Here is a 9,778-nt window from a genome sequence, read left to right as displayed (position 1 = left end):
GCACGGCAGCCTAACCCCGGCAGAGGCTCCACTTATCGACGCGGATATTCTGTTCAGACAACCGGGGCCAGCTCAGACAGCTGGGTTGGTCGACTCGCAGCGAACTGCCCGACGGCGCTTCAACCAGAACTACAGCGTGATTTGCCTGAGCATCCGTATGAGCTTATCCGTACAGCCTTGGTTCAAGACCTCTTCGAGACGGACGCGTTTTCATCAGCTCTTGCGCCGCTTAAGAGTGGTCTGAGTGAATTGTGTAACCAGCGGCTCCCCCAACTTCCCGCCTTTGCAGAGCCGGAAATTCCATCGTTTCCCCCGGCATTGGCCAACGCAACATCCCCGCTACTCGTGAGCCTTAAACGGCTCGCACGCGCACGCGCATTTGCACAATGGCGAGAAACTTATAAGTCGGAGGTCGCGGCGACAACAAAGGCAATATTGCAACAAGATAACGACCCACACTCCCCGATCAACGAGCTCACTCCGATTGGGCGCAAACTTGACGCGCTATCATCGATAGTAAAGGGCGTTGCGCCAATCAACTCAGCCCTTGAATTACGCGAACGCATGTCAACTCATCTCGCAGCGCGCCGTGCGAAGGAACAGCGTATAGATCTCTATAAGCGAGCGGCGATCGCCCTCGAAAGCATCGTAGAACTTGGTGAACTCGCTCAAAAGCAAGTCGAAGCCCTCCGCAAACTCTTACATACTCGCGCAATCTATTGGCGTGATCGCTGCTACCACAATTCATTCCCGATGGCTGGCCACCAGCTGCGCACCACCTCCATGGACGTAAAGGGCGTGCTCGACATTCGCGTTGGGTTCGAAAAGGCGACTGCGCCCGCAGAGCATATTTCAAATGCGTCTGCACTACGAGCGAGCCTGATGGGCTTCTACTTGGCTTTTTGGGAGCACGTTCTCAATACCCGCGGTGGCTTATCTCTTCTAGTTTTCGACGACCCTCAGGAACTTCTCGACCACGACAACAAGCAAAAGCTGGCTCGTTTATTGCCGGAATTGGTGCAGCAAGGGGCGCAACTATTCGTTGCGACCTACGACCGACACTTTGCGCGCGCTGCCGTGGCAGCAGCACGCGAGCACGCTGATGTTGAACATCGAAGCGTCCATCCTGTGAATCCATCTCGGAGTCGCCTGGAGACCGCCCAGGCCGTCGAAGAGCTTGACCGGAAGCGGATCTCTTACGAACAAGACAAAGATAATGCGTATCTCGCGCAAGATTACGCTAACCAGGTTCGGGTATTTCTTGAGGCACGTCTAGCCGACCTATTTGACGACCCTGCTTATCCTGCTTACGGATTTCCATCGAGAGCCCCAACATTCTCGGACTATCTGGGGCGCCTCCGTGGACTCGTCGGCACTCCTCCGAACGCTCTATTCAAGGCCCCTGCCATCAAAGAGTTCGCTGCTTGCAGCGCCTTAATCCAAGGAGCAGATTGCCTCAGAATATTGAATACATCTCATCACGATCGCGCATCTTTGAGCGCGGGCGACGTGTATTCTGTCGTCAATGATCTTATCGCTGTTCGTAAACTGGCTGAGAAGATGCACAGCGAATTTCGTCATTGGCGCTGGCACGAGCCGATACAGGCTCAATCGGTTCCGATTAATGTTGTCCCCTTCAATCCCTCTAGGGTGCGGCCTTTCCGAGTTCCTACGTACCCAGACTTAGCAGCGTTCACCGCGAGTTCACCTTCCGTATCTAGCCAGGCGGAGGCAGAGGAACTTGACCATTCGTGGTTTGATGACAAATCGCTATTTCTCGTCCGCACGAACAATCTCGGATTTTCTGTACCGGAGGGCTGCATAGCAATTGCTGAGAGCGCACCGTATGCAGGTAGAGACCACAACTTGGTTATCGCACGTCAACGCGGACATTTGCTCGCGCGGCGTCTTTTTCGCACGACTAGAACAGATCAGCTTGCGCTGGCTGCTGAAGCGCCCGATCCCCGAGGGTCCAAACCAACTCTCTTTTTTGATGTCGGGAGCATCACATTACATCGAATCGTCGGGCTGTTGACCGAACAGCCTATGCCCCCAATAGGGGGTGGCGAAGCAACGCTGCTTTCGGAAGCAGCCAGCCTAGCGCAGATTGAAGCGGCTTATCGCGTCCGAGAGGAAAGCGGTATTCCATTGGTGCTTCCGGGCCAAGTCGTTCTAGGCGGGCGTACCATTTTGAAAGACGAGCTGAGTAGTTTGGAGGGCACGCTGATCGCATTGGGGCTCGATGACGGAAATAATGTTTTTAAGCGGATAGGCAAACCCGTGCCGGGCACGGGCGGCCGGCTGCGACAGTTTGAGAGTGTTGGGGGTCTTGGCTCGTCACTGATCGTGTCTTTGGTTGAATCGGATGAGGAAAGCGACGCACCCCGATTTATTTGTGCTCGTGAAATTATTGGCGTTCTTTATGCGGTCTAAATTCCGCTATACTCGCCCCGGTAGCATCCCTCCGAGGCGCATCCCATGGACCACGCGCGCGATCCCGACCCCCACCCCACCGCCAAAAACCTCGTCATCTGCTGTGACGGCACCGGCAACGAGATCTCGGAGAACATCTCCAACGTCCTGAAGCTGTATCGCTGCCTGCGCAAGACCGACAGGACGCAGCCGCGGCAGATGGTGTTTTACGATCCCGGGGTCGGCACGGTGACGGAGCCGACGACGTGGCACCGCTTGAAAGCCAATATCAATCTGGTGCTGGGGCTCGCCACCGGCTACGGGCTCGATGACAACGTGCTGTCGGCCTATTGCTTCCTGGTCGAGCATTACGCGCCGGGCGACCGCATCTATCTGTTCGGTTTTTCGCGCGGCGCCTATACTGTTCGCGTGCTGGCGGGGCTGATCCACAAGATCGGCCTGATCAGGCCGGAGCAGGCGAACCTCGCAGGCTCGGGCCTCGTCGCCTACAAGCAATATTCCGGCACCGGGCGCGGCAACGACGTCGAGGATCTCAGCGACGTCGCGTTCGACGAGAGCGGGCCGCTGCCGAAGGACGAATTCGACCTCGCCGCGCAGTTCGCGCGCATCACCTCGACGCGCTGGCCGACCATCCATTTCATCGGCGTGTGGGACACCGTGGCGAGCGTGATCGTGCCGCGGCGCGACAACTTCTTCTTCCTGTTCAGCCTGGAGGAGCTCGCCTTCACGCGGCGCAATCCGAGCGTCAGGATCTTCCGGCAGGCGATCGCGATCGACGAGCGGCGGCGCATGTTCCGCCTGAACAGATATGAGGAGCCGCAGGAGTTCTGGAGCAACCGCTACGTGCCCGATGAGAAGAAGGTGCCGCAGGACATCCTGCAGGTGTGGTTCGCCGGCGTGCACAGCGACGTCGGCGGCGGCTATGAAGAGGCCGAGAGCGGCGAGTCCAAATATCCGCTGCTGTGGATGATCGCGGAGGCGGAGAAGGCGGGGCTGAACTTCAACCCGGCGACCATCAAGCAGCTCGCCTGGGGCATCCAGCGCAAGAACTCGCCGTTCAAATACGTCGAGCCGGCCTACACCGGCAAGACCGGCATGCTGCACGATTCCATGACGGCGGGCTGGCGGCTGCTGGAGTTCTTTCCGAAGCGCGCGACGTACCGAGAGTGGCCGGAGCGGAAGGTGTTCTTGGGCTTCTACATCCCCGATTGCGAGCCGCGCCTCATTCCCGACGGCGCGCATGTGCATGAGAGCGTGTTGAAGCGGATGGCGGTGGAGCCGGATTATCGGCCGGTGAATCTGCCGAAGGATTATGTGACGGTGCCGATGCCGGTGCCGCCTGGGATGGAGCTGGCGGCGGGGGAGAGCGTGACGGGGTGATGGGGAGCGCGCTCTCTCTCCCTCCTGGGGGCAGGGCTATCGCATATCCCGCCTTGCGGGATCCTGAGCGCACGCCTCGTCCTTCGAGACGACCGCTTTCAGCGGTCTCCTCAGGATGAGGCTAAGCAGCATTGGTGCTCGTCGAAACAGATGCCGCGCACCCGGTCCTCATCCTGAGGGCCCGCCAACGGCGGGCGTCTCGAAGGATGGCCACGGGCGAGATCGCTCCCCTATGCGATTGCCCCGGCCGAGAGGGTGGCCGGCTACCTTTGCTTTCTTCCTTCGCCGACACTTTTCATTAAAATTCTCCCGCGCGCCTTAGCTGGATCGGCATCATCTGCGTTCCATCATGGTCCCTCGAACACGCCGCGAAACCTTGCGGAGGCTGGAGGAGACGGTGCCGCAATTCCCACGCAAATATGCCCGCGTGAAGCCGGCCGGGCTGGTGTCGCGCCAGGCCAAGATCATCACCGATGCGCGCGCGCCGGTGATCCCCTGCACGCTGATCGACTATTCGCCCGGCGGCGCCTGCGTCGATCTCGGCGGCCAGGTCAACATCCCCGACCGCTTCGAGCTGTTGCACGTCAACACCAAGAAGCGCTGCCGCATCGCCTGGAAGCGCGGCACGCGCGTGGGCGTGGTGTTTTAGGCCAGGCGGCTGCTTGCGCTGAGCGCGGACGCATTCGCAACAACGTCGCCCCACACTCCGCTCGGCTCCCTCCCCCCTTGTGGGGGAGGGTTGGGGAGAGGGGTGGCCCAGCAAAAGGTGTCGGTCATAGGCGAAGAAGCGGCAATAAAGTCTCGCCTCGTTCGATAGAGCTCGCCGTGTGGCTACCCCTCTCCCTAGCCCTCCCCCACAAGGGGGGAGGGAACGCAGCGAGTGCGGGGCGCGATCGTCTCTAACGATGAAACTACTTCCGCATCCTGGCCTTTGCTCCCGCGACGATCTGCATGGCGACGCCGGCGATCCAGCCGGCGAAGACGAGCCAGGTCCAGCCCACATGCGGATCGAGGCGGAGCACGATGACGGCGACGGAGACGAAGGCGGTGAGCGTGGCGCAGAGCGTGCCGGCAGAGCTCATGAGTTCGGCGGCGTCGATCTGGCTGTGCGCATCGTCGAACGGCATCTGCGGCGTGTCGATGCCGAGATAGAAGCCGATCCCGCCGAGCAGCATCATCAGCAGCAGGAAGCCCTGCGTGGTCAGCGCCGGAATGGCCGAGCCGACATAGGCGCCGACGAACAGCCCGCACGCGGCGCCCGCCATCGCAAGGCCGACACGCTCGAAGATGTGAGCCGTTTTGCGGACGGGATAACGCATGGCGGGCCTCCGCGAGGAATTGACTGCGCAGAGGTTAGGCCAGATTGGGGGAGTGTGGAAGCTCGGAGGAGAGTTACGGATATAGCGCGCGAACTCCCTCTCCCCGTTCTTACGGGGAGAGGGTTGGGGTGAGGGGCCTCTCTCCACACGTGAGATTGTAGCCGCACCTGTACCCCCTCACCCGAATTCGATCTGCGATCGAATTCGACCTCTCCCCGCAAGCGGGGAGAGGTGAAGAAGCTACCTCGCCCCGAACGTGGTCTTGCCGAACAGCGCCTTCTGCGCCTGTGGCTGCGAGCGCCAATATTGCGGCGGGGCTTCGACCTCGCCGCCGAGCTCGGCGGCGGCGTGCCAGGGCCAGCGCGGGTCGTAGAGCATGCCGCGGGCGAGCGCGACCATGTCGGCCTTCCCCGATGCGACGATCTCCTCGGCCTGCTTCGCCTCTGTGATCAGGCCGACGGCGATGGTGGCAAGGCCGGTCTCGCGCCTGATGGCCTCGGCGAACTGCACCTGATAGCCGGGGCCGAGCGGAATCTTCTGCAGCGGCGAGACGCCGCCGGAGGAGGCATCGATCCAGTCGACGCCGCGCGCCTTCAATGCTTTGGCGAATGCGATGGTCTGCGAAAGATCCCAGCCGCCCTCGACCCAGTCGGTCGAGGACACCCGCATGCCGACCGGCTTGTCGTGCGGGAAGGCGGCGCGCACCGCGTCGAACACTTCGAGCGGAAAGCGCATGCGGTTCTCCAGGCTGCCGCCATATTCGTCGGTGCGCTTGTTGGAGATCGGCGACAGGAATTGATGCATGAGATAACCGTGCGCGCCATGGAGCTCGATGGCGTCGATGCCGAGGCGCGCGGCGCGCCTGGCGCTGTCGACGAAGGCCTCGCGGATGCGTTTCAGGCCCGCGGCGTCGAGCGCGAGCGGGGCGGCCTCGCCCTCCTTGTGCGGCACCGCCGACGGCGCCACCGTCTGCCAGCCGCCCTGTTCGATCGGAATCAGCTGGCCGCCGTCCCAGGGCCGCGCACTGCTCGCTTTCCGGCCCGCATGGGCGAGCTGCATCGCAATGGCTGTGGAGGAATGCTTGCGCACCGAGGCGAGGATCGGTTGCAGCGCGGCCTCGCAGGCATCGCTGTAGAGCCCGAGGCAGCCCGGCGTGATGCGGCCGATCGCCTCGACATGGGTCGCCTCGATGCAGAACATCGAAGCGCCCGACAGGCTGAGATTGTTGACGTGGGTGAAGTGCCAGTCAGTGGCGACGCCGTCCTCGGCCGAATATTGGCACATCGGCGACACCACGATGCGGTTCTTCAAGGTCAGGCCGCGCAGCTCGATCGGGGAAAACAGGACGCTCATGCGGGGGAGTTCCGAAGGTGGGAGGGCAATGGGAGGAGTTTAGTGAGCGAGGTGCGGATTGCCAGCCGCGCGTAGGGAATGGCGGGTAGTGGCGGCACGCATTGCGCCTAGTCCCTGGATGCGAGCCTACCTCCACGTCATCATTGCGAGCGCAGCGAAGCAATCCAGTCTGCCGCCGCGGAAGGATCCTGGATTGCTTCGCTGCGCTCGCAATGACGGGGAGGGATTGGTGCCCTACTCAGCCAGCGTGAATTGCAGCAGCAGCGTCCGCTGCAGCATCGAGAAATTGTCGTCGGAGATCAGCGTCAGCACGGTCTCGCCCTCGGGCGTGACGTGGGCGTCGATGCCTTCCATGTTGTCGATCTCGTGGCCGAGATCGGCGACGAACAGCGCGGGGCCGTCGACCAGCGCGCCGGGCGCGATCGATTTCAGCGGGATCGAGCGGATGCGGATGTTGACGCCGGTGAACCAGGAGAACTTGCGCTCGAGAATCAGAAGCTCGCCGGAGGGCAGCAGCACGGCATCGCTGATATCGTATTTCTCGGTGCGGCGCACGCTGAACTGGCCGGGCGTGGGGCCGCCGATCAGGAAGGCTGTGAGATTGCCGTCGGCGTCGAGCCCGCGCTCGGAGAAGGCGATCAGGGTGCCCGCCAGCGGCAGGCTATGGTCTTTGCCTTTGGGCACGACGACCAGCGCCTCCAGCCCCTTGTTGGACGGCAGCCTGCGCACGCCCGCCGGCACCGGGATCACCTCGCCGCGCGCGCGCGTGCCGCCCCTGGCAAAATCGTAGCGCAGGATCTGGTTGACGCGCTCGAGCCCGACATAGACGAGGCTGCCGTCGCGCGCGATCGATTCCGAATCCCACCACAGCCGCTTTTCCGTGATCGGCCGGCCCTCGGCACCGAGCAGCGGCGCGGCCTCGACCTCATCGAGGCCAACCATTTTGCCCTCCGCGTAGCGGATGCGGCCGGTGAACCAGCCGCCCTGGTCGGACACCGCGAGGAAGCGCTCGCCCCTGGCATCGAGCCGGATGCCGGACAAGCCGCCGAAGCCGCGATAGGGCGAGGTCAGCACCAGGCCGCTGCGGTACTCCAGCGAACCGAAGCGCGTGCGGGTGCGGTCGCGCGGCTCGAAATTGGGAATGGGGCGCGCATTGACCTCGACGCTGACGGGGTCGGTGACGGCGTTCTCGACCTGAAGCGCGCGCGGCGGCGGCTCGGCGGGGGCTTGCGCCAGCGCGATGCGGGAGGCTGCGAGAGTGGAGAATCCCGCCGCTGCGTACTGAAGAAAGCTGCGGCGGGATGAATGCGTGCTCACGAATGCAATTTGCGCCGCGGGCGGCCGGGTGCCTGCGTGGGCGCCGTGGCGGTCTCGCTGAACAGCTCGGCGAGCTTCTCGGTGATGGCGCCGCCGAGCTCCTCGGCGTCCACGATCGTCACCGCGCGGCGATAATAGCGCGTCACGTCATGGCCGATGCCGATCGCGATCAGCTCGACCGGCGAGCGGGTCTCGATCTCCTCGATGATGTGGCGCAGGTGCCGCTCGAGGTAATTGCCGGGATTGACCGACAGCGTGGAATCGTCGACCGGCGCGCCGTCCGAGATCATCATCAGGATCTTGCGCTGCTCGGGCCGGCCGAGCAGGCGCTTGTGCGCCCAGTCCAGCGCCTCGCCGTCGATGTTCTCCTTGAGCAGACCCTCGCGCATCATCAGGCCGAGATTCTTTCGCGCACGACGCCACGGCGCATCCGCCGACTTGTAGATGATGTGGCGGAGATCGTTGAGGCGGCCGGGATTGGCCGGCTTGCCGGCGGCAAGCCAGGCCTCACGCGATTGCCCGCCCTTCCAGGCGCGCGTGGTGAAGCCGAGAATCTCGACCTTGACGCCGCAACGCTCCAGCGTGCGGGCGAGAATGTCGGCGCAGGTGGCGGCGACCGTAATCGGCCGTCCGCGCATCGAGCCGGAATTGTCGAGCAGCAGCGTCACCACGGTGTCGCGGAACGTCGCCTCCTTCTCGTGCATGAAGGACAGCGGATGATAGGGATCGGTGACGACGCGCGACAGCCGTGCGGGATCGAGGATGCCCTCTTCGAGGTCGAACTCCCAGGCGCGGTTCTGCTGCGCCATCAGCTTGCGCTGCAGCCGGTTGGCGAGGCGGGCGACGATGCCCTGCAGATGCGCGAGCTGCTTGTCGAGATAGGCGCGCAACCGCTCCAGCTCGTCATGGTCGCAGAGGTCCTCGGCGGCGATGACCTCGTCGAACTTGGGCGCGAAGGCGTGATATTCCGGCCCGCGCGGCTCATTTTTGCCGTGCTGGTTCGGACGCGTCGCCTCGCCGGGCGTCTCGTCGTCGCCGAGCTCGCCGTCGTCGAAGCTGTCGGAGGTCGAGGCCTGCGCGCTTTCCATCGCGCTCTCGCTCATCTCCTCGCTGGTCGCCTGCGCCTGGTCGGCGCTCATCTCCTGCGCGGCATCGGAATCGGGCGAGCCCTCGGCGCCGGACTGATCGTTGTCGCCGTCCTGGTTCTCGTCGTTGTCGTCATCGTCCTCGCTGTCGGCGTTGCGCTCGTCGCCGAGCTCGAGCGCGGACAGCAGGTCATGCACGGCATCGCCGAATCGGGTCTGGTCCTCGACGACGCTATCGAGCCGGTCGAGCCGCTTGCCGATCTTGTCCTCGAGAATCGGACGCCAGAGGTCGACCATCTTCTTCGCGGCGGTCGGCGGCGCCATGCCGGTGAGGCGCTCGCGCACCAGCATCGCCAGCGCATCGGCGAGCGGGGCGTCGGCTCGGTCGGTGATCTCGTCGAACTTGCCGCGATGGAAATGGTCGTCGAGCATCGCGGTGAGGTTCTTGGCCACGCCCGCCATGCGGCGCGCGCCGATCGCTTCGACCCGCGCCTGCTCCACCGCCTCGAACACGCCGCGTGCCTGCGGATTGCCCGGCATCAGCTTGCGATGCAGCTTGGCATCATGACAGGCGAGCTTGAGCGCGATGGAATCGGCATGGCCGCGCACGACCGCCGCATCGCGCTTGGTCATCTTGCGCGCGGGCTCGGGCAGCCGCGCCTTGCCGGGCGCGAGGCCCGGGCGCTCGGCGGCGAAGGAGACGTCGAGCTCCGGCGTCTTGGCGATCGCCTTCAGGCAGGAGGCGACCGAGCGCTTGAACGGCTCGGTCGGCGCTTCCTTGCTGCTGCGGAATTTGGAGTTGGAGGTGGTGCTCATCTCGATCTCACCGTCATCCCAAGCTCAACCTGAGCCGTCGTCCCGCGAAAGCGGGGACCCATAACCACAGGACGT

At 63.6% G+C, this 9,778-nt stretch carries 7 protein-coding genes; 3 read left to right on the top strand and 4 right to left on the bottom strand.

The genetic code is table 11. The features are described 5' to 3' along the window. Positions 1-141 precede the first annotated feature (141 nt). The 3 genes from D6B98_RS30605 (at position 142) to D6B98_RS30595 (ending at position 4,462) form a co-directional block, all read left to right on the top strand. Complete coding sequence (locus D6B98_RS30605) at positions 142-2,433, top strand: hypothetical protein (protein ID WP_205680536.1); 2,292 nt, start codon at positions 142-144, stop codon at positions 2,431-2,433. Positions 2,434-2,478: 45 nt separating this feature from the next. Further along, complete coding sequence (locus D6B98_RS30600) at positions 2,479-3,813, top strand: T6SS phospholipase effector Tle1-like catalytic domain-containing protein (protein ID WP_126260738.1); 1,335 nt, start codon at positions 2,479-2,481, stop codon at positions 3,811-3,813. Between the two features lie 349 nt (positions 3,814-4,162). Continuing rightward, positions 4,163-4,462: a PilZ domain-containing protein gene (locus D6B98_RS30595; RefSeq protein ID WP_164718967.1), complete on the top strand. Its 300-nt coding sequence runs from the start codon at positions 4,163-4,165 to the stop codon at positions 4,460-4,462. A 262-nt stretch (positions 4,463-4,724) separates the two neighbouring features. Here the strand turns inward: D6B98_RS30595 and D6B98_RS30590 are convergent, their stop codons facing one another. From D6B98_RS30590 to cobT, 4 genes are all read right to left on the bottom strand, one after another. Further along, positions 4,725-5,132 carry a hypothetical protein gene (locus tag D6B98_RS30590; protein ID WP_126260736.1) on the bottom strand — a complete coding sequence of 136 codons (408 nt, stop codon included), beginning with the start codon at positions 5,130-5,132 and terminating at the stop codon, positions 4,725-4,727. A gap of 240 nt (positions 5,133-5,372) precedes the next feature. Beyond that, a complete protein-coding gene (locus tag D6B98_RS30585; protein ID WP_126260735.1) occupies positions 5,373-6,485 on the bottom strand; it encodes an NADH:flavin oxidoreductase/NADH oxidase in 1,113 nt (370 codons plus the stop codon). Positions 6,486-6,719: 234 nt separating this feature from the next. After that, positions 6,720-7,802: an esterase-like activity of phytase family protein gene (locus D6B98_RS30580; RefSeq protein WP_126260734.1), complete on the bottom strand. Its 1,083-nt coding sequence runs from the start codon at positions 7,800-7,802 to the stop codon at positions 6,720-6,722. Then, a complete protein-coding gene (gene cobT / locus D6B98_RS30575; protein WP_126260733.1) occupies positions 7,799-9,703 on the bottom strand; it encodes a cobaltochelatase subunit CobT in 1,905 nt (634 codons plus the stop codon). The genes D6B98_RS30580 and cobT overlap by 4 nt, the downstream gene beginning before the upstream one ends. Positions 9,704-9,778: the final 75 nt, after the last annotated feature.

Origin of the sequence: Bradyrhizobium sp. LVM 105 (genome assembly GCF_003957705.1) — a bacterium.
In the GTDB taxonomy this organism is placed as follows: Bacteria; Pseudomonadota; Alphaproteobacteria; order Rhizobiales; family Xanthobacteraceae; genus Bradyrhizobium; species Bradyrhizobium frederickii.
The sequence above is the reverse complement of the archived record's forward strand: the minus strand, read 5'-3'. Positions and strand labels throughout refer to the sequence as shown.

What these genes read in the sequence shown, in the direction of transcription:
- D6B98_RS30600 (WP_126260738.1), top strand. Translation starts at nt 2,479, where the DNA reads ATGGACCACGCGCGCGATCCCGACCCCCACCCCACCGCCAAAAACCTC.
- D6B98_RS30595 (WP_164718967.1), top strand. Translation starts at nt 4,163, where the DNA reads ATGGTCCCTCGAACACGCCGCGAAACCTTGCGGAGGCTGGAGGAGACG.
- D6B98_RS30590 (WP_126260736.1), bottom strand. Translation starts at nt 5,132, where the DNA reads ATGCGTTATCCCGTCCGCAAAACGGCTCACATCTTCGAGCGTGTCGGC.
- D6B98_RS30585 (WP_126260735.1), bottom strand. Translation starts at nt 6,485, where the DNA reads ATGAGCGTCCTGTTTTCCCCGATCGAGCTGCGCGGCCTGACCTTGAAG.
- cobT (WP_126260733.1), bottom strand. Translation starts at nt 9,703, where the DNA reads ATGAGCACCACCTCCAACTCCAAATTCCGCAGCAGCAAGGAAGCGCCG.